This window comes from Variovorax sp. WS11, from assembly GCF_010499245.1.
Classification (GTDB): Bacteria; Pseudomonadota; Gammaproteobacteria; order Burkholderiales; family Burkholderiaceae_C; genus Variovorax.
Map to the genome: position 1 here is coordinate 2,592,962 of NZ_JAAGOW010000001.1, position 21,443 is coordinate 2,614,404.

Genomic DNA, 21,443 nt, shown 5'->3' on the forward strand with positions numbered 1-21,443 from the left:
AAGAGACGATAAAACCTGGTTCCCGAGAGAGTAGAAAGATCCTGATGAGCGAAGACAGCAAGCCGGAAACGCCGCACACCGAGCCGGTCTACACCCCCGAGATCGACAGCGCAATCCCGATCGAAGTGACGCCACCCGCCGCCGATGCCTACGGCGAAGGCTCCATCACGATCCTCGAGGGGCTGGAGGCGGTGCGCAAGCGTCCCGGCATGTACATCGGCGACACGTCCGACGGCACCGGCCTGCATCACCTGGTGTTCGAGGTGGTCGACAACTCCATCGACGAGGCGCTGGCGGGCTACTGCGACGACATCGTCGTGACCATCCACACCGACAACTCGATCTCGGTGGTGGACAACGGCCGCGGCATCCCGACCGGCGTCAAGATGGACGACAAGCACGAGCCCAAGCGCTCGGCCGCCGAGATCGCGCTGACCGAGCTGCATGCCGGCGGCAAGTTCAACCAGAACAGCTACAAGGTCTCGGGCGGCCTGCACGGCGTGGGCGTGAGCTGCGTGAACGCGCTGAGCAAGATGCTGCGCCTCACCGTGCGGCGCGAGGGCAAGGTGCACGTGCTCGAGTTCAGCCAGGGCTTCGTGCAAAACCGCATCGTCGAGAAGGTGAACGGCGTCGAGGTGTCGCCGATGAAGGTCACGGGCGACACCGAGAAGCGCGGCACCGAGGTGCACTTTCTGCCCGACACCGAGATCTTCAAGGAGAACGCCGACTTCCACTACGAGATCCTCAGCAAGCGCCTGCGCGAACTGAGCTTCCTCAACAACGGCGTGCGCATTCGCCTGCTGGATGAGCGCACCGGCAAGGAAGACGACTTCTCCGGGGCCGGCGGCGTCAAGGGCTTCGTCGAGTTCATCAACAAGGGCAAGACGGTCCTGCATCCCAACGTGTTCTACGCCGCAGGCGAGCGGCCGGCCGACACCTACGGCGGCATCCCCGGCACGCATATCGGCGTCGAGGTCGCGATGCAGTGGAACAGCGGCTACAACGAGCAGGTGCTGTGCTTCACCAACAACATTCCGCAGCGTGACGGCGGCACCCACCTTACCGGCCTGCGCGCCGCGATGACGCGGGTGATCAACAAGTACATCGAGGAGACCGAGCTGGCCAAGAAGGCCAAGGTCGAAGTCACCGGCGACGACATGCGCGAAGGCCTGTGCTGCGTGATGAGCGTGAAGGTGCCCGAGCCCAAGTTCTCCAGCCAGACCAAGGACAAGCTGGTGTCCAGCGAGGTGCGCGCGCCGGTGGAGGACATCGTCGGGCGGCTGCTCGGCGACTACCTGCAGGAGCGCCCGAACGACGCCAAGATCATCTGCGGCAAGATCGTCGAGGCCGCGCGGGCGCGCGAGGCGGCGCGCAAGGCGCGCGAGATGACGCGCCGCAAGGGTGTGCTCGACGGCATGGGCCTGCCCGGTAAGCTGGCCGACTGCCAGGAGAAGGATCCGGCGCTGTGCGAGGTCTACCTGGTGGAGGGCGATTCCGCCGGCGGTTCGGCCAAGCAGGGCCGCGACCGGAAGTTCCAGGCCATCCTGCCGCTGCGCGGCAAGATCCTCAACGTGGAGAAGGCGCGTTACGAGAAGCTGCTCACCAGCAACGAGATCCTGACCATGATCACCGCGCTGGGCACCGGCATCGGCCGCGCCGGCGCGACCACGGCGGGTGGCGGCGCCGACGACTTCAACGTCGCCAAGCTGCGCTACCACCGCATCATCATCATGACCGACGCCGACGTCGACGGCGCCCACATCCGCACGCTGCTGCTGACCTTCTTCTATCGCCAGATGCCGGAGCTGGTCGAGCGCGGCCACATCTACATCGCGCAGCCGCCGCTTTACAAGGTGAAGGTCGGCAAGGAGGAGCAATACCTGAAGGACGGCCCGGCGCTAGACGCCTTCCTGCTGAAGGTGGCGCTCAAGGACGCGAGCATCCGGACCGGCGGCAACGAGCCGACGACGCTCGGCGGCGACACCCTGGCCGAGCTTGCGCGCAAGCACCAGCTGGCCGAGGCCGTGATTGCGCGCCTGGGCAACTTCCTCGACGCGGAGGCGCTGCGCGCCATCGCCGACGGCGTGTCGCTGGACCTGGACACCACCCCCGCTGCCGAAGCTTCGGCCGTGGCCCTGCAGGCCAAGCTGCGCGAGCTCAGCGCCACCGGCGTGCCGGCCGAGGTGGCCAGCGAGTTCGACGTGCGCACCGACAAGCCCTTGCTGCGCATCAGCCGACGCCACCACGGCAACATCAAGAGCAGCGTGATCACGCAGGATTTCGTGCACGGCGCCGACTACGCCGCGCTCGCCGAAGCCGCCAAGACCTTCCGCGGCCTGCTGGGCGAAGGCGCCGTGGCGCGTCGCGGCGAGGGCGAGAAGGCCAAGGAAGAGAAGGTGGGCGATTTCCGCGAGGCCATGCGCTGGCTGATCGGTCAGGCCGAGAACGCCACCTCGCGCCAGCGCTACAAGGGCCTGGGCGAGATGAACCCCGAGCAGCTGTGGGAAACCACCATGGACCCCAACGTGCGACGCCTGCTCAGGGTGCAGATCGACGACGCGATCGAAGCCGACCGCGTGTTCACCATGCTGATGGGCGACGAAGTCGAGCCGCGGCGCGAGTTCATCGAGCAGAACGCGCTGCGGGCGGCGAATATCGACGTGTAAGGCAGGCGCCTCGGCGCCTTCCATCCGCCTGCCTGTGCTCGAGCGCTGGCCGCCACGTGGGTTTCCAACATGAGGGCTGCAAAAAAGTCCCGCATCCGGCGCGCTTCGCAGCCGCACTGCTCGTAAACGCTATACCTAGCCCGACTCTTGCTAAGCAAGAATTTCGGCCGATTGGACGCCGTTTTTGGAGCGAGGACAGCAGCATGAAAGCGAACCGGATCGGGTGGCCCCTGGCGGCATGGGTCTTCCTTGGTGCATGGACATCGGCGCAGGCGCTGCCGTCAAACCCGCCGATCCTGATGACCCAAGGGATCGAGTACATGTGCGGCGGCAAGAGCAACGACGAGGCGGCGTTCATGCGCATGGTGTCGCCGCGCTGGGCGGCCACGCTGGAGTTCTCGGTCAACCGCGCCAAGCCCGGCGAGGTACCTGCCGATGTGGCGGTGGTGGTGCGCGAGCGCTATACCGGCCGCCCGATCATGGAAGCCGTCGCGGGCGCCCCCTTCATGCTGGCGCGGCTCGATCCCGGCGCCTACGAGATCGAGGCCACCCTGGCGGGGGTCACGCTGAGGCAGCCGCTGACGGTGTTCAACGGCGTCGCTTCGCGGGCCGTGTTCGTCTGGCCTTCCAACGTCGATTTCGCCAATGCCGGCGGCCCGCGCAGGGCGGAGCAGCAGGCAGCTGCGCGCACCAGCGACTGACGCAGCGCGCCTGCGGCAGCGCGCCGCCGAAGTTCAGCTTCATCTAAGGCTGGCCGCCCATAGTCCCGGGCGTGGGGCGAAACGCTTCGTCTCCGCTTCCCAACCCGAGCAAGGACATGGCTATGAACACAACCCGTTTCTGGCGGCCGGCGGCCGCCCTGGCGCTTGGAGGCGCGTCGCTTCTGGGTGCGCTCGCAGCGCATGCGGCGTACAACCCGCCGATCCACATGGCCAATGGCATCGAGTACATGAGCGGGGGCATCAGCAGCGACGAAGCCGCGCTGATGCAGACCGTGGCGCCGCGCTGGCCGGCCACCTTCGAGTTCGCGATCAAGGACGGCAGCCGCTCCGACTTCGCGGCCGATGTCGCCGTCACGGTGCGGGATGCCGCCGGCCACGCGCTGCTGTCGCAGGTCAGCGCGGAGGGCCCCTTCATGGTGGCGCGCCTGGAACCCGGCCGCTACGAGGTGGAAGCCACGCTGGCCGGCCGCACGCTGAAGCAAACGGTCGAGATTCACGCCGGCAGCCCGACCCGCACGCTCTTCCTCTGGCCGGCCGGCACCGACGTCAGTGCGCATTCGTGAGCCACAGCCCGAGGAGCCTCGGGGCCTCTCGGCCCACATCCTGCCGACCTCGGCCACCATGGTCGGGGTGTGCATGACGGTGCTTTCGATCGGCCGGCTGCGCCGCAACGGCCGCTCGGGTGTGCTGATCGACAAGCTGCTGGCCTTCGACGCTCTGGTCTTCCTGGCGAGTGCGGTGCTTTCGTTTGCCTCGATACGTTCGCGCCACCAGGGGCCACGTCACGAGCGCCGTGCCGAACTGCTGTTCCTGGCCGGCCTCGCTATCCTGGCGCTGGGCGCTGTGGCACTGGCCTTCGTGATCGAGTGAGGCTGCCGTGGAACGGGCCGTTACTTTTTGCTGGCACACGCCTTGAATGCGGCGCTACAAGCGCCCACATGCGCTGCTGGTGCTCCGCTACCGACCAAGGCCTCGATGCCGCTTCGCCCCCTCACACTCCTCGTCACGTTGCTGCATGTCTACATAGGCCTGCGGCTTCTGCCTGCGTTGGCGAGCCTCACCGGCGCCTGGCCGCTGCTGCTGGCCGCGCTGTTGCTCTCGGCCGCGACCATGCCGCTGCCCTTCATCGGTGCGCGCACCGGCGCCAGGCGTCCGGCGCTGGCCCATGGCTGGAAATGGCTGGGGCTGCTGAGCATGGGCTGGTTCTCCTCGATCTTCGTGCTCACGCTGGTGCGCGATGCAGGCCTGCTGCTGGCCTGGGCGCTCGCCTGGGTCGGTGGTGGGTCGATCGATAGTCCGAGCGCGCAGTCCTGGAGCGCAGCGGCAGTGGCGTTGCTCGCGACGCTGGTCACGCTGATCGGCTTCTTCAACGCCCGGCGCACCGCCAGCGTGGTGCGCGTCGACGTGCCGATCCGCGATCTGCCTGCGAGCCTCGAGGGCTTCACCATCGCCCAGCTCAGCGACATCCACGTGGGCCCGACCATCCGGCGCGGCTACATCCAGCGCATCGTCGACGCGGTCAACCGGCTGGGCGCCGACATGGTCGCGATCACCGGCGACCTGGTCGACGGCACCGTGGCCGAGCTGCGCGAGCATGTGACGCCGCTGGCCGGCCTGCGCGCGCGCCACGGCACCTTCGTGGTGACCGGCAACCACGAGTACTACGCCGGCGCCCACGCCTGGATCGACGAGCTTCGGCGCCTGGGCCTGCGCGTGCTGCTCAACGAGCACGTGGTGCTGCAGACCCGCAACGTGAAGGGCGCGCAGACCGACGAGGAGGTGCTCGACAGCGCCCTGGTGGTGGCCGGCGTGACCGACTACACCGCGGCGCATTTCGATGCCGCCCATGCCAGCGACCCACAGGGTGCGCTGGACAATGCGCCGCCGCTGGTGCGCACCCGGCTGCTGCTTGCGCACCAGCCGCGCAGTGCGCCGGCCGCGGCCGAGGCGGGCTACCAGCTGCAGCTGTCGGGCCACACGCACGGCGGCCAGTTCTTTCCGTGGAACCTGTTCGTGCCGCTGCAGCAGCCCTTCACCGCCGGGCTGCACCGCCTGCGCGAGATGTGGGTCTACACGAGCCGTGGCACCGGGTACTGGGGGCCGCCCAAGCGCTTCGGCGCGCCCTCGGAGATCACGCTGCTGAGGCTGGTGCCGGAGCAGCCCTGAGAGGGCGCGGACGCCCTCAGTCGGGCCGGATGCTGCGCGCCGTCGCCAGCAGCGTGGCGCACAGCGTCTCGCCACCCTCCGGGGCCACGGCGTAGACCTCCGCCGCGCACACGGTGAGCAGCTGGCCGCCGTGCACCACGCGCCCGCGCGCACGCACGGCGCGGCCGACGGCGGGGGCCACCAGCTTCAGCGTGGCGTCCACCGTCGCGTTGCGCCAGCCCTCGGGCAGCACGCTGCCGGCCGCCGACACGGCGGCGAAGTCTGCCGCTGCGAACACCGCGGTGGCCTGCAGGCGGCCCGGGCTGAAGCTGAGGGCCTCAGTTATTGGCAGCTCGATCTCGACCTCTCCGGCCGCGAGCTGCGTGAAGCGCAGGCCCAGCGTGCGCGCCATCGGCATGGCGAGCACGGCTTGTTCGACCCGCCGGAGTTGGGGGCTGTCGTTCATCGTCTCTTCTCCTTGGCGCCCGGCCAGGGCGCCTGTTTCGCTTTCTTCGAGGGCATCGCAGCGCGCTGCGGGCGTTGCGCCCGCAGCCAGTCCGCGTGCTCGATCACCTGCGCGCGCAATGCCTGCAGCCGGGCGATCTCCTGGTCGAGGGCGGCCGTGCGCTCCTCCAGCGCATCGGTCATGCGCGTGATGCTCAGGCGGCCGGCGCGGTAGGCCGGCAGCAGTTCGGCGATGGCGGGCAGCGAGAAGCCGATGCGCCGCGCCATTGCGATGAACACCACTTCGCGCCGCATCGACTCCGGATAGTCGCGATAGCCCGCGGCATTGCGGGCCGGTAGCAGCAGGCCCAGCCTTTCGTAGTGGCGCAGTGCGTGCACCGTGACGTCGGCGCGGCGAGCGAGTTCGGAGATCCGCATGAGCCCAAGGCTAGCAAGCCTCGCGCTACGCGAAGCTTGGGCGAGGGCAGTTTTTTTGCGCCGCGACGCGGCGCGCGTTCAGGCCTGTGGCCCGGCGAGCCGCAGGGCGTTGGCGCTCGCCTTGGCGTGGATCGGCTTGAGGCCGCGCTGCGCGATGCGCGCGCCGGCGCTCGACAGCTGGCTCAGCGTGGCGGCCGAACGCGTGGCCGCAACCGCGAGCGCCCGGCCGTGCGTCGCGATCTGCGCCGGCGTGGTGCTGGTGGCGAGCGAGACCAGCGCGACGGCGCCGCTCAGCCACTGCCGCATGGCGCGATTGACCAGGGCGAACTGGGTGCTGTGCAGCTGGTTGGCGATCGCGGAGCCCGACTCGGTGGCTGCCGCCAGCTTCTCGTGGCCCATGAGCTGCATCTCGGCAAGGTCCGCGTCGCTCGGCACCAAGCCGGCCTTGGCCATGAGCCCGGTGCGCAGCTGGATCACGGAGCCGGAGTGCATCAGCATCTCCTGCGTCTTGAGGGCGACGTCGACCCACAGCATGAACGGGTTGAAGAAGCGGGGGGAGGTGAGGGCTGCGGACATGAACGTCATACGAATGAGCTGAGATGCACTATAGGCTTATCGAAGGAGGTTGCGGCAGCGCTGCCAAATTTGAGAGAAGATTTCCTATCCTCTGTCGCGGCGACATGCCGTTGTCCGTCTCTTGTAAGGCGGCGATGGTAGTCACCGTTTTCGTTCGTCGCAGGTGCTGTTCGAATGTCCAATAAAAAATCGTCCTGCGCCAAGGTCCTGCTGTGTGCGGGACTCTTGTCGCTCTCCCTCGCCGCCTCCGCCTTCGAGGATGGCAACCCCGCCTTCTACGTCGATGCCGGCCGCGCGCCGCACAACGACACCAGCACCCGGTCGCTGACGATCGGCGCGGTCCTGCCCTGGGGTGCGCAGCACCTCGTCTGGGGCACCCGGGTCACGGTCTATGCGGACCTGTTCCTGAGCCAGTGGCGTGCGCCGACCGTCGCTAGTGACGGCTATCACAACTTCTCGCAGCTGGGCGCCATCGCGGGCTGGCGCTTTCGCTTCGACGAGGGCGCCTCGCCCTGGTTCTTCGAGGCGGGCCTCGGCGCCACCTCGATGAACGACCGCTACGAGACGCCAGACCGCAGCTTCAGCACCCGCTTCCAGTTCACCGAGCAGCTGGGCATCGGCCGCAGCTTCGGCACGCGCGGGGAGCACGAGCTCTCGCTGCGGATCCAGCATTTCTCGAACGCGGGCATCAGGAGACCGAACCCCGGCGAGAATTTCTACAAGGTCCGCTACCTCTATCGCTTCTGACGCGAGCGCTTGCGCGGAGCCAGGTATTCGTTGGCGCCTGAGAGGTCTTTCAACCACTGTTCATAGGCGGCTTCGCGCTGCTCCGGATCGCCCCTCAGCAGGGCTGATGGATGCAGCGTGACCAGCACCGGCAGGCCGCGCGCGTCGGTGTGCCAATGGCCCCGCTCGCGCATCACCGCGACAGGCCGCCCGAGCAGGGCGCGCGAGGCGGTGGCGCCGAGCGCGATCAGGGCCTGGGGGCGCACCTGGGCGATCTCGCTTTCGAGCCAATGCAGGCAGGCCGCGACCTCGCGCTGGGCCGGCGTCTTGTGCATGCGCCGCTTGCCGCGCAGCTCGAACTTGAAGTGCTTGACCGCGTTGGTCACATAGAGCCGCTCGCGCAACCAGCCCAGGTCCTCCACGGCCTTGTCCAACAGCCGGCCGGCCGGGCCCACGAAGGGCCGGCCCTGCAGGTCCTCCTGGTCGCCCGGCTGCTCGCCGACCACCATCACGGTGGCGCGGACTGGCCCTTCGCCGAACACCGATTGCGTGGCGTGCTCGCCGATCGGGCATTCGCGGCAGCGGTCCGTCGCCTGGTGCAGCGCTTCCAGGGCCTGTTCGGGATCCTCCGGCAGTTCAGGCGATCGGGGGGAATCAGGCATGGCAAGCTCCGTCGTTCTCGCGCTCCCCACCAGCGTCAGGGTCCTGCGGCAGCGGCCCGCCGCCGGCGTTGCCGCGCGCGCACCTCGGTGAGGAAATAGGCGGCGGACGCGATGCACAAGGGCAGCAGGTAGTAGATCGCCCGATAGGCCAGCAGCGCGCCCAGCAGGCGATCCGTCGCGATCTGATGCGACAGCAGCGCGACGAACACCGCCTCCAGCACGCCCAGACCGGCCGGCACGTGGGTGATCACGCCGGCCACCGCGGCCACCAGCAGCACGGCGAGCACCTGCGGATACGGCAGCTGCTGCTGCAGCAGGAGCCAGATCACGCCGCCGATCAGCGCCCAGTTGGTGCAGGACATCGCGAGCTGCAGCAGCGCCATGCCGAGCGCCGGGGTCTGCAGCTCGTGCCCGCGGAATTCCCAGGTGTGCTCCCGCGCCACCGCGCAGAGGATGAGGTAGGCGAGCGCCAGCACGATCAGCGTGCCGCCGAGGATGCGCAGCCCGTCCTCCTCGATCCTCCACTCGGGCGGCAGCGCCATCGGCCAGAAGAAGAAGGCCAGGCCGGCCACCACCAGGTAGCCGAGCCAGTTGGTCAGCATGCTGAAGCCGAGCACGCGCGTGATCGTGAGATTGTCCAGGCCGTGGCGCGAATAGAGCCGGTATCGGAAGGCGACGCCGCCGATCAGCGATCCGAGGTTGAGGTTGAAGGCGTAGCTGATGAAGGTCACGCCCATGACCGTGCTGGTGCCGAGCCGGTGGCGCGTCATGTGGCGGCCGAGCAGGTCGTAGGTGCTGTAGATCGCGAAGCTGCAGGCAGCCAAGAGCAGGGCGGCCAACAAGGCCGGCAGCGGGATCTCGAGCACGGCCTGCAGCACCTCGCTCCAATCGATCGTGCGTGCCTGGCGCACCAGCAGCCAGGCCACGAGGCCGAAGAAGCTCCAGGTGGCGATGCGCTTGAGCCAGGGCCACCACGCGTGCCGCGCCACGCCGCGACTCGGCGCCTCGCCGCGCAACGGGGGGCGAACACCTTCGGGCGGCCGTGCGGTTCTCATGCGTTGTCCGTCCGCGTAGCGCCGCCATGCGGCCCCTGGCCGGCCAGCGGCTGGAGTCGCGGCGCATGGCGCGGCAGCCAGCCGACCCAGGAGGGATACCAGCGCAGCAGGTGGAAGACGAAGAAGCTGCGCACCAGCCGCCAGGCGCTCCACTCGCTGAGCTCGGCCACGTCGATCTTCTTGCAGTGATGCCGCATCAGAAGTTCCAGCCGCTCGCTGAGCCGTGCGGTGAAGGCGGCGTCGCGCACGATCACGTTGGCCTCGAGGTTGAGCGACAGGCTCAGCGGGTCGAGGTTGCTGGAGCCGACCGTGCTCCAGCGATCGTCCACCAGCGCGACCTTGCCGTGCAGCGGCCGCTGGCAGTACTCGTGGATGCACACGCCGGCATGCAACAGGTGGTGGTAGAGCATGCTGGCGCCGACCTTGACGATCGGCATGTCGGGCTCACCCTGCAGGATCAGGTTCACCTCCACGCCGCGCCGCGCCGCGCGCCGAAGCTCCTTGATGAGCCGGTAGCCCGGGAAGAAGTAGGCGTTGGCGATCACGATGCGCTGGCGCGCGCTGCGGATGGCGGCGAGGTAGTGGCGCTCGATGTCGTTCGTGTGGCGCCGGTTGTCGCGCGTGACGAACTGCGCCTCGGCCTCGCCGGCCGCGGCGTTGGCCGTCGGCGGTGCCGCCGCGAGACGGCGCCGGAACCAGCCGGCGCCCTTGTTGCCCACGGCGATGGCGTGCAGCACGAAGCGGTGGATCTCCGAAACGATCGGGCCTTCGAGCTCGACGGCATAGTCCTGCTTGGCCTTGGGGCCGAAGTCCATCACATGATCGGCGGAGAAGTTGATGCCGCCCACGAAGGCGATCCTGCCGTCGATCACCGTGATCTTTCGGTGCATGCGGCGAAACAGGTTGAGCCGCTGGCCGAGGAACTGGCGGCCCGGGTCGAACACGCGCACGCGCACGCCGGCCGCGCCCAGACTTTCGACGAATGCGTCGGACAGCTCGGGCGAGCCGAAGCCGTCGATCATCAGGTCCACCTTCACGCCACGCTGCGCCGCGGCGCACATGGCCTCGTGCAGTGCGAGACCGACCTTGTCCTCGAACAAGATGAAGGTCTCGACGATCACCTCGCGCTCGGCCGTGCGGATGGCCTCGAAAACGCGCGGAAAGAACTGCTCGCCGTTCTCGAGCAGTTCCACGCGGTTGCCGGTTGTCCAGCGCTGGGCCATGGCGTTCCTCTTCAGAGCTCGATCTCCGCCACCAGCGGCGCGTGGTCCGACAAGTGCGACCAAGGCTTGCGCGGCAGCACGACCGGGGCGTGCACGCCCGCGTTGCGCACGTAGATGCGGTCCAACGACAGCAGCGGGAAGCGCGAGGGGAAGGTCTTCGCGGCGCTGCCGTTGGCATGCACGAACACCTCGCGCAGCGCGGCGCCCTGCTCGAGGATCTCGTGCGCGCGGCCGCGCCAGTCGTTGAAGTCGCCGGCCACGATCAGCGGCGCGTCGGCCGGCACTTCGTCGCGCACGATGTGGCACAAGAGCTCGAGCTGCTGCAGCCGGTGGTTCTCGGCCAGGCCCAGGTGCGCGCAGATCGCGTGCACGTCGACCGTGCGGCCCGGCAGCCGCAGCACGCAGTGCAGCAGCCCGCGCTTTTCCGGGCCGACGATCGACACGTCGTGGTTCTTGAAGTGGACGATCGGGAACTTCGACAGCACCGCGTTGCCGTGATGGCCCCGTGGATAGACCGCGTTGCGGCCATAGGCGAACTGCGGCCACATGGTGTCGGCCAGGAACTCGTAGTGCGGCGCCTCCGGCCAGTTGTCGATCCGGCGCGAATGGCGCGAGTGGGTGCCCAGCACCTCCTGCAGGAACACCACGTCGGCGCCTACGGTGCGGACTGCTTCGCGCAGCTCCGGCAGGATGAACTTGCGATTGAGCGCGGTGAAGCCCTTGTGGGTGTTCACCGTCATGACCTTGAGCGAGGTGGGCGAGGCAACCGTACCTGCGGCGGGGGTGGAGGGCTTCACATGCGCAGTTGTAAGCCGAGGTGTGCGCCCTCGCTGTAGGAGCTTGCCACCTTCTTCGCGGGCCTGCGGAAGGCAGCGGCCGGCTCCTACAGGCGGGCCTGCCCGATCCCCACATCCGGCGTGCCGGGGGCTTCCTACGGTGAACTCAGAGCTCGAGCAAGGGGGGCTCACGTTTCTGTTTGATCCTTGAAGGGGACATCACCATGAAGAGAGCCTTGATTGCAAGTGCGGTGCTCACCGGCCTGATGGGCCTGGCGGGCGCCAGTTTCGGCCAGACGACCAGTGTTCCGGCGCAGCCCGACCCGGCCAAGGGCGGGCAGGCCAGCACCAAGAGCGTGCCGGGCGGCGTGGCCAACGCCACCCAGCGGCCCGACGGCACCGACCCCGCGTCGCGCGAGGCCGTGAGGGCCGAGGCGCGTGCCCACAACCGCAACAACATCAACAACCCGGTCCCCAAGGGCGAGGCGACCACCACGGTGAACGGTCAGCCCAATGCGATGCCGCGGCCCACGGGCGAGATGTCGCGTGGCGATGTGAGCGCGGATGCGCGCAAGGTGAAGCCGCGCTTCGGTGAGCGTGGCGAGCGGCCGGAAGTGCCGACCAACCCGACCGACAAGACCGGAACGCCGCAGTAAGCGTGTCGTGGTCGCGAAAAAAAGCCCGCAGCAATCGCTGCGGGCTTTTTCATGGGCGCGTGCCGCGCTCAGCTCTTCGCGGGTTCGCGCTGGCCGTGATGCGGGTGGCCGGGGCCGCCGCGATGGCCGAAATGCACGGTTTCCGCATCGAAGGTTTTCTGCTGCGCCGGCGACAGCGTCGCATAGAAGCTGCGCGTGGCCTCGACGCGCCGGGCGAAGCGGGCGCTGCGCTCGGCCTGGCGGGCCTGCATGTGCTCCAGGCGCTGCGGCGTCGTCAGCTTGGCGAACTCGGCGCGGTCCATGCGGGCCTGGCCGGCCGGGCGAGCCGGCCGCTGCTGCGCGGCGGTGAAGCTGTTCCATGCGCCTTCCTGGCTGGCTTCGAGCTTGAGCTTCTGCTTGAGCTCGGCCAGGCGTTGCGTGCGCTTGGCCTGCATACGCTCCATGCGCTGGGCCCGTCCATGTGCGGGCGCGCGGGCTTGGCATCGGCCGGGCGGCCTGCGCGGTGGTGGCGGGGCGGCGGGGCGGCCGTCGAGGACAGTGAGAAGCCCTGCGCGAAGCCGGTGCTGCAGGCGAAGGCGGCCGAGGCGATCAGGCCGGCCATGAGCTTTTTCTGACGAGACGAGATCATGAGGGTGCTTCCTTTCGAAGAAGCCTGCCGATACGGCGGCAGGTGAGGCAAGTGTGGAAGCGCTCTGTGTCGCCGCCGTCGCGCGTGCGTGAGGCGGGCGTAAAGAAAGATGTCAGGCCGTTTCGGCCCCGGCCTCTACTTGGGCCGCGGGGGCTCGAGGCCGGCGTCCGGCGGCGCGAGCCGGCCGGCGCGCAGGGCGCCCACCGCGCGGGCGACCGCACGCGCGACGTTGCGCACCTCTTCCTGCAGGCCTGTGTCCTGGTCGAGCGCATCGTGGCTGGTCGCATAGGGGCCGTAGTAGCCGAGGTAGCGGTCCAGCCGCGCCTGGGCGCCGGCGTCGATCAGGCCCATCCAGTCCAGCCAGTCGCTGAGATTGCGCCGCAGGCTCTCCACGCCGGCCACGTCGCCGTGCACCACCAGGCCGTAGGCGCGGCCCGCCAGGTGCTTGGGGTAGTCCCAGCCCTTGAGTTCGATGGCCTTGGCCTCGTCGGCCTTCTTGCCGTGGGTGGAGGTGGGGTCGGGATTGCCACCGTCGGCGCAGACCAGGCGGTCGGCCATCAGCTTGAGGGGGCTGGTGGACTGATACCAGTGGGTAGGCGTGAAGATGATCACCCCGTGGGCCGCGACCCAGCGTTCGTAGATCTCGTTCATCCAGTCGCCGGTCTGCCGCAGCGCATGGTTGGGGTAACAGCTGCAGGGCCAGTGGCACAGCGGCATCGCGGTGGAGACGCAACCCTTGCAGGGATGGATGTGACGGCCGTAGTCGGAGGTCAGCACGCTGAGGTCCAGCACGTCGCTGTCGATCTGCTGCGCCTCGAGCACCTCGCGCGCCAGCTGCAGCAGGCGGAAGGTCTTCGACATCTCGCCGGGGCAGGTGCCGTCGTTGCGCGGGGAGCCGTTGATCAACAGCACGCGCGACTTCGTCTCGGGCTTCGACCACGCGGCCTGCGCGCGCTCGATGCGCGCCTTCGCTTCCAGCCAGTCGACGGAAAGTTCGTACTCGGGGTCGGCGTACCCAGGGCCCGCCTTGCGCGTCACGGGGGCCTTGCGGCCTTCGTGGTAGGCCTCCCAGGCGATGAGCTCGATGCGCGCCAGCGCCTCCGACTCGGCTCGATACGCCGGGTCGCGGTAAGCCTGCATGAAGCGTTCGTGGAACTCGGTGCGTTCGATGGGCGGTGGCGCCTGGCCTTTGCGGACTTCGGTCATCGCCCCAATCTACGCAGCGCGCGGCGCTTGCGCACCGCCGAGACAGGCGCAAGCTGCGGTAGGTGGGCGACTACAGCCTGCCTCGGCGCCGTCGCGCTCAGCCGAGCTTGCCGTTCTGGAAGTCGTGCACGGCCTGCGTCACTTGCTCGCGGGTGTTCATGACGAAGGGACCGTACTGCGCGATCGGCTCATGCAACGGCTTGCCCGCGATCAGCAGCGCGCGCGCCGGGCTGTGGTTGGAGGCGGGCGCACGCAGCATCACGCCATCGCTGTCCGGATCGTTGGCGAGGATGGCCATGCGCTTGGTCGGGATCTCGCTGCTGCCGATGTAGAGCGATTCTCGGAACACGTAGAGCAGCGCATTGCGGTCCGGCGCCAGGGGTTGGGCGAACTCGGTGCCCGGCGGCAGCGTGAGGTCGAGGTAGAGCGGCTCGGTGTGCTCGCGCTGCACCGCGCCGACGATGCCATGGCTCTTGCCCGCGATCACGCGCACGTGCACGCCGGCCGGCGTGACGAGCTCGGGGATCTCTTCGCTCTGGATGTCGCGGTACCAGGGCTCACGCATCTTGTGCTTGGCCGGCAGGTTGAGCCAGAGCTGGAAGCCTTGCATCAGCCCTTCCTCCTGCTCCGGCAGCTCGCTGTGCACCAGGCCGCGGCCGGCGGTCATCCACTGCACGCCGCCGTTGGCCAGCAGGCCCTCGTGGCCGGCGCTGTCGCGATGGCGCATGCGGCCCGCGATCATGTAGGTGACGGTCTCGAAGCCGCGGTGCGGATGGCTGGGGAAGCCGCCGATGTAGTCGCCGGGGTTGTCGCTGCCGAAGGCATCGAGCATCAGGTAGGGGTCGAGCCGCTGCTGCAGCGGCTGGTGCAGCACGCGCGTGAGCTTGACGCCGTCGCCGTCGCTGGTGGAGACGCCGGCGACGATCTGGTCGATGCCGCGCGGCCGGGCCAGCGTCACGGGCTCGACATGGTGAGGGGGACGGGTGGTGTTCGACGTACTCATGCAAAGCATGGTGGCACGGACCGATGTCCGCGCTACGGGTGGGGATGCCGCGCGGCCAGCGCCTCGAGCTCCCAGGACACGCCCTGCCAAGCCGCGTCGATGCCGCCGGCGCGGGGAGCGGCCGCTGCGCGCCCCGCCTCGATGGCCCAGCGCGCGCCGGCGCTCACACTGTCGATCAGCGACACTGGAAGCTGGGGCGCGATGGCGGCGGCCAGGCCGGCCAGCCCCGCGCCGCCCAGGATCACGGCCTGGGCCTCGAAGCGGGCGGCAGCCTCCAGGCAGGCTTCGGTCAGCAGTGCCTGGGCGCCGGCCGGGTCGGCCGCGATCTCGGCGCCGCTTGGCGCCACCGTGTGGATGCCGGCCAGCGAGGACGCATGGCCGAGCGCCAGGGCCAGGCGTTCGAGCATCGGCCGCCAGCGCTCGCCGCCGGTTACCACCGCGAAGCGTCCGTGCCGCGCCGCGGCGGCGAAGGCGGCTTCCGCCAGGCCGCCTACCGGCACGCCGCAGGCCTCGCGCAGGGCGAACAGGCCCGGGTCGCCGAAGCAGCCGATGAGCACCGCGTCGGCCCGCTCGCCGCGCGCCACCGCCGCGGCCCAGGCATCGAGCACCGCATGCTGCGCTACCGCGTAGCTGGCCTCGCTGGCGATGTAGGGTGCGCCGAAGCGGGCGGTGACGGTGTGCACCTTCACGGCCGGACTCACTTCGCCCTGGACATTGCGCTGCAGCAGCGCGCTCACCACCGCCGAGGTGTTGGGGTTGATGATCAGCAGGCGGCCCACGTCATCAGCGCCGTTGCCGCGTGGCGCGCCGCCGCAGCCAGGCTGCGCTGCCGAGTGCGAGCGCCATCACCGCGAAGGAAACGATGGTGGTGACCGTGCCCAGCGCGTAGATGGCGGGCGTGGTCACGGTCGAGGTCAGACCCTGCAGCTCCAGCGGGAGGGTGTTGACGTCGCCGATGGCCTGTGAGGTGCGTGCGATCTCGTCCCAGCTGAGCGTGAAGCCGAACATGCCGATGCCGACGATCGAAGGCCCGATCAGCGGCAGCACCACGTGGCGGAAGCTCTGCCAGGGCGTGGCGCCGAGGTCGCGCGCGGCCTCTTCGTAGGCCGGGTTGAAGCGGTTGAAGACCGCGAACATGATGAGCAGGCCGAAGGGCAGCGTCCATGTGAGATGGGCTCCCAGCGCGGAGCTGAGCAACCCCAGCGCGGTGCCGTAGTTCTCGAGCGTGCTGCTGGCATCCAGTGCTGCCAATGCGCCCTTGATGCCGCTGTCGAGCAGCCGGAACTGCAGGCCGATGCCCAGCGAGACGATGATCGACGGCATGATCAGGCTCGCCACCGTGACGAAGAAGAGCGCGTTGCCGCCCGCGAGCTTCTTGCGGAAGGCCAGGCCCGCCAGCACCGAGAGCGCGACGGTGAAGAGCATGACCACCGTGCCCAGCATCAGCGAGCGCCGGAAGGCCGCGCCGATGTCCACCGTGCCCAGGCCTTCGGCCAGCTTGTGGAACCAGTGCAGCGACACGCCGCGCAGCGGAAAGGTGAGGCCGCCCTCCGGCCCCTGGAAGCTCAGCACGAAGATGGTGATCATCGGCCCGTAGAGAAAGAGCACGAAGAGCGCGAACACGAGCGCGAGCGGCCAGAAGCCGCGGCTGCGCTGTTCGCCGATTCGTGCGCTCACCTCAGAGCTCCTTCCGAATGTCGACGAGCCGCGTGAGCCCCCAGATGATCATGAGCACCACGGCCAGCAGGATCATCGCGTTGGCCGCCGCCAGCGGGAACTGGAGGTAGGAGGTCTGGACCTGGATGATCTTGCCGACCGAGGCGATCTGCTGGCCGCCCATTACGCCGATGGTGACGAAGTCGCCCATCACGATGGTGATGACGAAGATCGAGCCGATGAGGATACCGGTGCGCGAGAGCGGCACGATCACGTTCCACAGCGTCTGCCAGCCGGAGGCGCCGGCGTCGCTGGCGGCCTCGAGCAGGGCGCGGTCGATGCGCATCATCGAGTTGAAGATCGGCACGATCATGAACATCGTGTAGAGGTGGACGAAGGCCAGCACCACCGAGAAGTCGGAGAACAGCAGCCACTCCACCGGCGTGTCGACCAGGCCCAGGCCCATCAGCCCCTGGTTCACCAGACCGTTGCGCCCCAAGAGCGGCACCCACGAGATCATGCGGATCACGTTCGAGGTCCAGAAGGGCACGGTGCAGAGCACGAAGAGCAGCGTCTGCATGCCCGGAGAGCGCACGTGGAAGGCCAGGAAGTAGGCCACCGAGAAGCCGATCAGCAGGGTGATGGCCCAGACCAGCAGGCAGAACTTGAGCGTGCTGAGGTAGGTGGAGAGGGTGACGCAGAAGTCGCCGTTGTCGGTGAGGTGCGAGCAGCCTTCGAAGATGCTCGCGTAGTTGCGCAGCGTGAGGGCCGGGAGCAGCTCGTACTCGTTGAAGTTCCAGAGGCTGACCATGGCGATCAGCGTCAGGGGGATCAGGAAGAAGAGCAGGAAGACCGCCGCGAAGGGGGCGGCCTGCCACCAGGGCTTGATGGCCTGGGTACGCGTTGCAGTTGCCGGTAGGGTGTTCATGTCTTGTTCCCTCTCCCTCTGGGAGAGGGTTAGGGTGAGGGCGCCGGGCGGTGGTGACCGTGCGCCGCGTGCGAAGGCCCGGTGCCCTCACCCCCGCCCTCTCCCAGAGGGAGAGGGAGCAAGTCCGTCAGGCCGCGACGAACTCGTTCCACTTGCGCACCATGTACTCGTTCTCGTCCATCACCGCGTTCCAGCACGCGATGCCGCCCATGCGCTGCTCGTAGCTGCCGCCGTCGCGCACCGCGCCGGTCTTGGCCAGCAGATCGCCGTTCGGGCTCTTGATGTCCTGCGTCGCGGCCTTGCCCTCCATCCAGTAGGCCCACTCGTAGGCCTCCATCTTGGCCTTCGCGGTCTCCAGCACCGCGCTGTAGTAGCCCTGCCGATTGAGGTACGCACCGGCCCAGCCGTCCAGGAACCAGTTGATGAACTCGTAGGCGCCGTCGAGCTTCCTGCCCGAGAGCGTCGCCGGCAGCCCGAAGCCCGCGGCCCAGGCGCGGTAGCCTTCCTTCAGCGGTTGGAAGTTGCAGGCGATGCCCTTGGTGCGCACGGCTGTCACGGCCGGCGACCACATCGACTGGATCACCACCTCGCCCGAGGCCATCAGGTTGACCGACTCGTTGAAGTCCTTCCACAGCGCGCGGAACTGGCCGGCCTTCTTGGCCTCGATCAGGGTCTTGATCGTGAGGTCGATCTCGGCCTTCGTCATGTTGCCCTTGTCGGCGTACTTGTGGATGCCCTTGGCCTCCACCACCATCGCCGCGTCCATGATGCCGATGGAGGGGATGTTGAGGATCGCGGCCTTGCCCTTGAACTCGGGATTGAGCAGCTCGGCCCAGGTGTCGATCGGCCGCTTGATCAGGTCGGGCCGGATGCCCAGCGTGTCGGCGTTGTAGACCGTCGGGATCAGCGACATGAACTGGGTCGGCGATTTGGCGAACACCTTGCTCTTCTCGCCCTCGAGGAAGATTACCTTCTTGGGCGCAGTGCCCTGGTCGCCCACCTTCTTGCCGGCCACCTCGCCCTTGGTGAAGAGCGAGGTGATCTTGTCGGCGTTCTTGATCTTCTTCGTGTCGATGCCCTTGAGATTGCCTGTGGGAACGATCTTCTTCAGCGAGAAGTACTCGGTGTCGATCAGGTCGAAACTGTTGGGCGCGGTCACGGCGCGCTTGGTGACGTCGTCGGTGGTGACGGCCACGTATTGGATCTCGATGCCGGTGTCGGCCTTGAACTTCTCGGCGATCGCCTTGTCCTGGTTCACGGCGGTGCCGAGGTAGCGCAGCACGATCTTCTCCTGCGCGTGGATGGCAGGGAACACGCCGGCGGCAAGGATGCCCGCGGTGCCTTGCAGCAGCGCGCGGCGCTGCACGCCTTTGCCGGTGGTCGAGTCGATGGGTTCGGACATGGTTGAGCTCCTGAGGGCGCAGTGATGAACTGGGTGAAATGGGGGACGGGGATCAGGCCGCCATCGCCGCGAGCGCGGACAAGGGCGCGGGCCGCGACACCGGCCCGGCGGGCGGCTCGCCCTCGGGGCGGACGGCGCCGGGGCCCAGCGGACGCGCATCTGACGGCGACCACGAAAGCCGCACGGCGTCGCCGACCGCATAGGGATGCATCCCGAAGGCCTTCTCCGGCAGCAGCACCGAGACGCCGCTGCGCTCGGGCGCAGCGCCCTCGAGCTGAAGGCCGATCAGCACGTAGGTGCCCTGGTATTCGACATCGGTGATCCGGGCCGCGAGCCCGGACTCGGCGCTGGCGGCCGGCGCGATCTGCATGTGGTCGTTGCGCACCGCGATCAGCCCCGCGGGCGTCTCCAGCACGTTGTGCCCGCCCATGAAGCGGGCGACGAACTCGCTGGCCGGATGGTTGTAGACCTGGTGCGGCGTGCCCACCTGCTCGATCAGCCCGTGGTTCATCACCACCATGGTGTCGGCCAGCGCCATCGCCTCCTCTTGCGAGTGTGTGACGTGGATGAAGGTCAGGCCCAGCTCCTTCTGCCAGCGCCGCAGCTCGGCGCGCATCTGGATGCGCAGAAAGGGGTCGAGCGCGGACAGCGGTTCGTCGAGCAGCAGGACGCGCGGTTGCGTGATGAGCGCGCGCGCCAGCGCCACGCGCTGCTGCTGCCCGCCCGAGAGCTCGCCCGGCTTGCGCTGCGCCAAGTGCCCCATGGCGACGCGCTCCAGCAGCTGGCCCGCGCGCCGGTGGCGCTCGACCTTCGAGACGCCCTTCATCTTGAGGCTGAAGGCCACGTTGTCGAGCGCCGAGAGGTGCGGGAAGAGGGCGAAGCTCTGGAACATCATGGCCGTGCCGCGGGCCGCGGCCGGCAGGTGCGTGATGTTGCGGTTGTCCAGCAGGATGTCTCCGCCCGACGCAGTTTCATGCCCCGCCACCATGCGCAGCGTGGTGCTCTTGCCGCAGCCCGAGGGCCCGAGCAGGCAGCAGTAGCTGCCGCTGGCGATGCGCAGGTCGATCTGGTCGACCGCGGGCGGCGCGCCGGCGGCGTAGCGCTTGCTGAGCGCCACGATTTCGACGGCCGCAGGCGGGAGGGTGGGGACGACATCCATCGAGAGCGTCTTCGCAAGATGGATGCCAGCGGCTACCCAGCTTGGGGCGGGCTGCAGTGCGCCGACTTGGTGCGGCCGGTGCCCGCTTCAGGGCGGCGGTGCGAAGCGCGCCGCGGCAAGGTTTCTGAGCAGCGACTCGCGCTGGCCGCGGGTGAGGCCGCGCAGGCCCTCGGCCACCCACTTGGCACGCTCGCCGTCGATGCGGCCGTCGCGCTGCCACTTCTCGAGCGCCACGCCCGGGTTGTTCAGCATCGCGGCCAGCCAGACGGCCTGGGCCGAGTCCAGGTTGCGGGCGCTTTTCTTGAAGTAGCGGCGTGCCGCGGCCTCGGCGCCGCACAGGCCCTCGCCCCAGGGGGCGTTGTCGAGGTAGAGCTGCAGGATGCGGGGCTTGCCCAGGGTTTCCTCCATCTCCACTGCGTAGAGCAGCTCGCGCAGCTTGCGCTCGGCGCTGCGCTCGCTGCCGGTCACGACCAGCCGGGCCAGCTGCTGGCTGAGGGTGCTGCCGCCGCGAGCGACCTGGCCGGCCTTCTGGTTGGCGTCGAGCGCGGCCGTGAGCTCGGCCAGGTCGTAGCCGGGGTGGCTGAAGAAGCGCTGGTCTTCGGCCGCAATCACCGCGCGGGCCAGCCAGCTGTCGGCCGCCAGCCGGCTCGGCGGGCCGCAGCTGGTGCGGGCGTTGAGCAGGGCCTCGGTGCCCAGGCCTTCGACGCTGAACTGCTCGATGCGCGGATGCAGCGCGAGGTGGTTCGCCGGCAGGTCGAACTGGGCGCGCAGGGCCAGCGTGCCGCCGATCTTGGCCCGCTGCAGCTCGGGCAGGGCGGGCGCCAGCACGCTGTACCAGCGGGCGATCGGCGCGTCGGGCGCATCGATATGGATCTGCAGGGTCTTCTGCGTGAGGCGGCCGTCCCAGCGTGCGCGCAGCACGTTGTCGCCCGCCACGCTGGAGACGGTGGTCGCGGCCGGCGTGGCCTCGAGCACGCCGTTGAGCGAGCCGGCGTCGCGGCGCGCAGTGAAGCGCAGGTTGTCGAGGCGGATCGGGGTGGTGCCCAGCGCCGGCACCGAGGCGCTGCAGGGGGCGCAGTCCAGCTCGAGGGTGGTGCTGGCCTCGTTCCAGCCGACGTGCACCGGGCCGTGTTCGGTCTGGAAGGTGCGGCCGGCCAGCCAGGGCGCGAACCAGGAGGAGGTGGCGAGCCGGATCGCGGTCGGGACGCCGACATCGAGCGTGAAGGGCCCCGCCTTGACGCGGGTCGGCCACTCGCCGGGGCTGGGCGCCAGCGCCAGCTTCACGACCAGGTAGACGGCGACCGCGGCGGTCAGCACCAGGGCCAGCAGGCCGAAAAGCAGGAAGAGCAGCGCTTTCTTCAAAAAAATCTCT

The 21,443-nt window shown here is 68.9% G+C and carries 23 protein-coding genes; 7 read left to right on the forward strand and 16 right to left on the reverse strand.

Annotated elements, in window-relative coordinates; translation table 11 throughout:
- The first annotated feature begins 41 nt into the window (after nt 1-41).
- The 5 genes from gyrB (at nt 42) to GXN78_RS12765 (ending at nt 5,554) form a co-directional block, all read left to right on the forward strand.
- Nucleotides 42-2,666: a DNA topoisomerase (ATP-hydrolyzing) subunit B gene (gene gyrB, locus GXN78_RS12745; RefSeq protein ID WP_181360652.1), complete on the forward strand. Its 2,625-nt coding sequence runs from the start codon at nt 42-44 to the stop codon at nt 2,664-2,666.
- 203 nt (nt 2,667-2,869) lie between these two features.
- Nucleotides 2,870-3,367, forward strand: coding sequence for a hypothetical protein (locus GXN78_RS12750; protein WP_106559575.1), 498 nt, complete (start codon nt 2,870-2,872; stop codon nt 3,365-3,367).
- A 122-nt stretch (nt 3,368-3,489) separates the two neighbouring features.
- Nucleotides 3,490-3,951, forward strand: coding sequence for a carboxypeptidase-like regulatory domain-containing protein (locus GXN78_RS12755; protein ID WP_239142689.1), 462 nt, complete (start codon nt 3,490-3,492; stop codon nt 3,949-3,951).
- Nucleotides 3,938-4,258, forward strand: coding sequence for a hypothetical protein (locus GXN78_RS12760; protein WP_239142690.1), 321 nt, complete (start codon nt 3,938-3,940; stop codon nt 4,256-4,258). Before GXN78_RS12755 ends, GXN78_RS12760 begins: the two co-directional genes overlap by 14 nt.
- A gap of 105 nt (nt 4,259-4,363) precedes the next feature.
- Nucleotides 4,364-5,554, forward strand: a complete 1,191-nt coding sequence (locus GXN78_RS12765) for a metallophosphoesterase (RefSeq protein ID WP_106559572.1) — start codon at nt 4,364-4,366, stop codon at nt 5,552-5,554.
- Between the two features lie 16 nt (nt 5,555-5,570).
- Here the strand turns inward: GXN78_RS12765 and GXN78_RS12770 are convergent, their stop codons facing one another.
- The 3 genes from GXN78_RS12770 to GXN78_RS12780 form a co-directional block, all read right to left on the reverse strand.
- Nucleotides 5,571-5,999, reverse strand: coding sequence for an aromatic catabolism protein (locus GXN78_RS12770; protein ID WP_106559571.1), 429 nt, complete (start codon nt 5,997-5,999; stop codon nt 5,571-5,573).
- Nucleotides 5,996-6,415, reverse strand: a complete 420-nt coding sequence (locus GXN78_RS12775) for a MerR family transcriptional regulator (RefSeq protein ID WP_106559570.1) — start codon at nt 6,413-6,415, stop codon at nt 5,996-5,998. The genes GXN78_RS12770 and GXN78_RS12775 overlap by 4 nt, the downstream gene beginning before the upstream one ends.
- Before the next feature lie 78 nt (nt 6,416-6,493).
- On the reverse strand, nt 6,494-6,991 hold the full coding sequence (locus GXN78_RS12780; RefSeq protein ID WP_106559619.1) for a polyhydroxyalkanoate granule-associated phasin: 498 nt from the start codon (nt 6,989-6,991) through the stop codon (nt 6,494-6,496).
- A 174-nt stretch (nt 6,992-7,165) separates the two neighbouring features.
- On the opposite strand from GXN78_RS12780, the gene GXN78_RS12785 reads away from it, so the two are divergent.
- On the forward strand, nt 7,166-7,738 hold the full coding sequence (locus GXN78_RS12785; RefSeq protein WP_106559569.1) for an acyloxyacyl hydrolase: 573 nt from the start codon (nt 7,166-7,168) through the stop codon (nt 7,736-7,738).
- Here the strand turns inward: GXN78_RS12785 and GXN78_RS12790 are convergent.
- From GXN78_RS12790 to GXN78_RS12805, 4 genes are read right to left on the reverse strand one after another with little or no spacing between them, the layout of a single operon-like run.
- Complete coding sequence (locus GXN78_RS12790; protein WP_106559568.1) at nt 7,726-8,379, reverse strand: UdgX family uracil-DNA binding protein; 654 nt, start codon at nt 8,377-8,379, stop codon at nt 7,726-7,728. The two genes, GXN78_RS12785 and GXN78_RS12790, sit on opposite strands and share 13 nt — an antisense overlap.
- 35 nt (nt 8,380-8,414) lie before the next feature.
- Complete coding sequence (locus GXN78_RS12795) at nt 8,415-9,434, reverse strand: lysylphosphatidylglycerol synthase domain-containing protein (RefSeq protein ID WP_106559567.1); 1,020 nt, start codon at nt 9,432-9,434, stop codon at nt 8,415-8,417.
- Nucleotides 9,431-10,657 (reverse strand): cardiolipin synthase ClsB, encoded by a 1,227-nt coding sequence (gene clsB, locus GXN78_RS12800; protein ID WP_106559566.1) that lies wholly within the window; start codon nt 10,655-10,657, stop codon nt 9,431-9,433. Before clsB ends, GXN78_RS12795 begins: the two co-directional genes overlap by 4 nt.
- Nucleotides 10,658-10,668: 11 nt before the next feature.
- Nucleotides 10,669-11,397, reverse strand: coding sequence for an endonuclease/exonuclease/phosphatase family protein (locus tag GXN78_RS12805; RefSeq protein ID WP_106559618.1), 729 nt, complete (start codon nt 11,395-11,397; stop codon nt 10,669-10,671).
- A gap of 260 nt (nt 11,398-11,657) precedes the next feature.
- Between GXN78_RS12805 and GXN78_RS12810 the strand changes: the two genes are divergently transcribed.
- On the forward strand, nt 11,658-12,089 hold the full coding sequence (locus tag GXN78_RS12810; protein WP_106559565.1) for a serine/threonine protein kinase: 432 nt from the start codon (nt 11,658-11,660) through the stop codon (nt 12,087-12,089).
- Between the two features lie 68 nt (nt 12,090-12,157).
- Here GXN78_RS12810 and GXN78_RS12815 read toward each other — a convergent pair whose 3' ends face one another.
- The 9 genes from GXN78_RS12815 to GXN78_RS12855 form a co-directional block, all read right to left on the reverse strand.
- Nucleotides 12,158-12,532: a Spy/CpxP family protein refolding chaperone gene (locus GXN78_RS12815; RefSeq protein ID WP_239142691.1), complete on the reverse strand. Its 375-nt coding sequence runs from the start codon at nt 12,530-12,532 to the stop codon at nt 12,158-12,160.
- A 320-nt stretch (nt 12,533-12,852) separates the two neighbouring features.
- The gene (locus tag GXN78_RS12820; protein WP_106559673.1) at nt 12,853-13,923 is read right to left on the reverse strand and encodes a flavodoxin family protein; all 1,071 of its coding nucleotides are present in this window, start codon (nt 13,921-13,923) and stop codon (nt 12,853-12,855) included.
- Between the two features lie 97 nt (nt 13,924-14,020).
- Nucleotides 14,021-14,926: a pirin family protein gene (locus tag GXN78_RS12825; protein ID WP_106559674.1), complete on the reverse strand. Its 906-nt coding sequence runs from the start codon at nt 14,924-14,926 to the stop codon at nt 14,021-14,023.
- Between the two features lie 32 nt (nt 14,927-14,958).
- Nucleotides 14,959-15,705, reverse strand: coding sequence for an aspartate/glutamate racemase family protein (locus GXN78_RS12830; protein ID WP_106559675.1), 747 nt, complete (start codon nt 15,703-15,705; stop codon nt 14,959-14,961).
- Nucleotides 15,706-15,709: 4 nt separating this feature from the next.
- A complete protein-coding gene (locus GXN78_RS12835; RefSeq protein ID WP_106559676.1) occupies nt 15,710-16,603 on the reverse strand; it encodes an ABC transporter permease in 894 nt (297 codons plus the stop codon).
- A 1-nt stretch (nt 16,604) separates the two neighbouring features.
- Nucleotides 16,605-17,510 carry an ABC transporter permease gene (locus GXN78_RS12840; RefSeq protein ID WP_106559677.1) on the reverse strand — a complete coding sequence of 302 codons (906 nt, stop codon included), beginning with the start codon at nt 17,508-17,510 and terminating at the stop codon, nt 16,605-16,607.
- A gap of 127 nt (nt 17,511-17,637) precedes the next feature.
- Nucleotides 17,638-18,912 carry a PotD/PotF family extracellular solute-binding protein gene (locus GXN78_RS12845; protein WP_106559678.1) on the reverse strand — a complete coding sequence of 425 codons (1,275 nt, stop codon included), beginning with the start codon at nt 18,910-18,912 and terminating at the stop codon, nt 17,638-17,640.
- Nucleotides 18,913-18,964: 52 nt separating this feature from the next.
- A complete protein-coding gene (locus GXN78_RS12850) occupies nt 18,965-20,071 on the reverse strand; it encodes an ABC transporter ATP-binding protein (protein ID WP_106559679.1) in 1,107 nt (368 codons plus the stop codon).
- 87 nt (nt 20,072-20,158) lie between these two features.
- A complete protein-coding gene (locus GXN78_RS12855) occupies nt 20,159-21,433 on the reverse strand; it encodes a biosynthetic peptidoglycan transglycosylase (protein ID WP_106559680.1) in 1,275 nt (424 codons plus the stop codon).
- Between the last annotated feature and the right edge of the window lie 10 nt (nt 21,434-21,443).

Bases quoted from the DNA above. Each gene is read 5' to 3' on its own strand.
- GXN78_RS12750 (WP_106559575.1), top strand. From the start codon at position 2,870: ATGAAAGCGAACCGGATCGGGTGGCCCCTGGCGGCATGGGTCTTCCTT.
- GXN78_RS12755 (WP_239142689.1), top strand. From the start codon at position 3,490: ATGAACACAACCCGTTTCTGGCGGCCGGCGGCCGCCCTGGCGCTTGGA.
- GXN78_RS12765 (WP_106559572.1), top strand. From the start codon at position 4,364: ATGCCGCTTCGCCCCCTCACACTCCTCGTCACGTTGCTGCATGTCTAC.
- GXN78_RS12770 (WP_106559571.1), bottom strand. From the start codon at position 5,999: ATGAACGACAGCCCCCAACTCCGGCGGGTCGAACAAGCCGTGCTCGCC.
- GXN78_RS12775 (WP_106559570.1), bottom strand. From the start codon at position 6,415: ATGCGGATCTCCGAACTCGCTCGCCGCGCCGACGTCACGGTGCACGCA.
- GXN78_RS12780 (WP_106559619.1), bottom strand. From the start codon at position 6,991: ATGTCCGCAGCCCTCACCTCCCCCCGCTTCTTCAACCCGTTCATGCTG.
- GXN78_RS12785 (WP_106559569.1), top strand. From the start codon at position 7,166: ATGTCCAATAAAAAATCGTCCTGCGCCAAGGTCCTGCTGTGTGCGGGA.
- GXN78_RS12790 (WP_106559568.1), bottom strand. From the start codon at position 8,379: ATGCCTGATTCCCCCCGATCGCCTGAACTGCCGGAGGATCCCGAACAG.
- GXN78_RS12795 (WP_106559567.1), bottom strand. From the start codon at position 9,434: ATGAGAACCGCACGGCCGCCCGAAGGTGTTCGCCCCCCGTTGCGCGGC.
- clsB (WP_106559566.1), bottom strand. From the start codon at position 10,657: ATGGCCCAGCGCTGGACAACCGGCAACCGCGTGGAACTGCTCGAGAAC.
- GXN78_RS12805 (WP_106559618.1), bottom strand. From the start codon at position 11,397: ATGACGGTGAACACCCACAAGGGCTTCACCGCGCTCAATCGCAAGTTC.
- GXN78_RS12810 (WP_106559565.1), top strand. From the start codon at position 11,658: ATGAAGAGAGCCTTGATTGCAAGTGCGGTGCTCACCGGCCTGATGGGC.
- GXN78_RS12815 (WP_239142691.1), bottom strand. From the start codon at position 12,532: ATGGAGCGTATGCAGGCCAAGCGCACGCAACGCCTGGCCGAGCTCAAG.
- GXN78_RS12820 (WP_106559673.1), bottom strand. From the start codon at position 13,923: ATGACCGAAGTCCGCAAAGGCCAGGCGCCACCGCCCATCGAACGCACC.
- GXN78_RS12825 (WP_106559674.1), bottom strand. From the start codon at position 14,926: ATGAGTACGTCGAACACCACCCGTCCCCCTCACCATGTCGAGCCCGTG.
- GXN78_RS12840 (WP_106559677.1), bottom strand. From the start codon at position 17,510: ATGAACACCCTACCGGCAACTGCAACGCGTACCCAGGCCATCAAGCCC.
- GXN78_RS12845 (WP_106559678.1), bottom strand. From the start codon at position 18,912: ATGTCCGAACCCATCGACTCGACCACCGGCAAAGGCGTGCAGCGCCGC.
- GXN78_RS12850 (WP_106559679.1), bottom strand. From the start codon at position 20,071: ATGGATGTCGTCCCCACCCTCCCGCCTGCGGCCGTCGAAATCGTGGCG.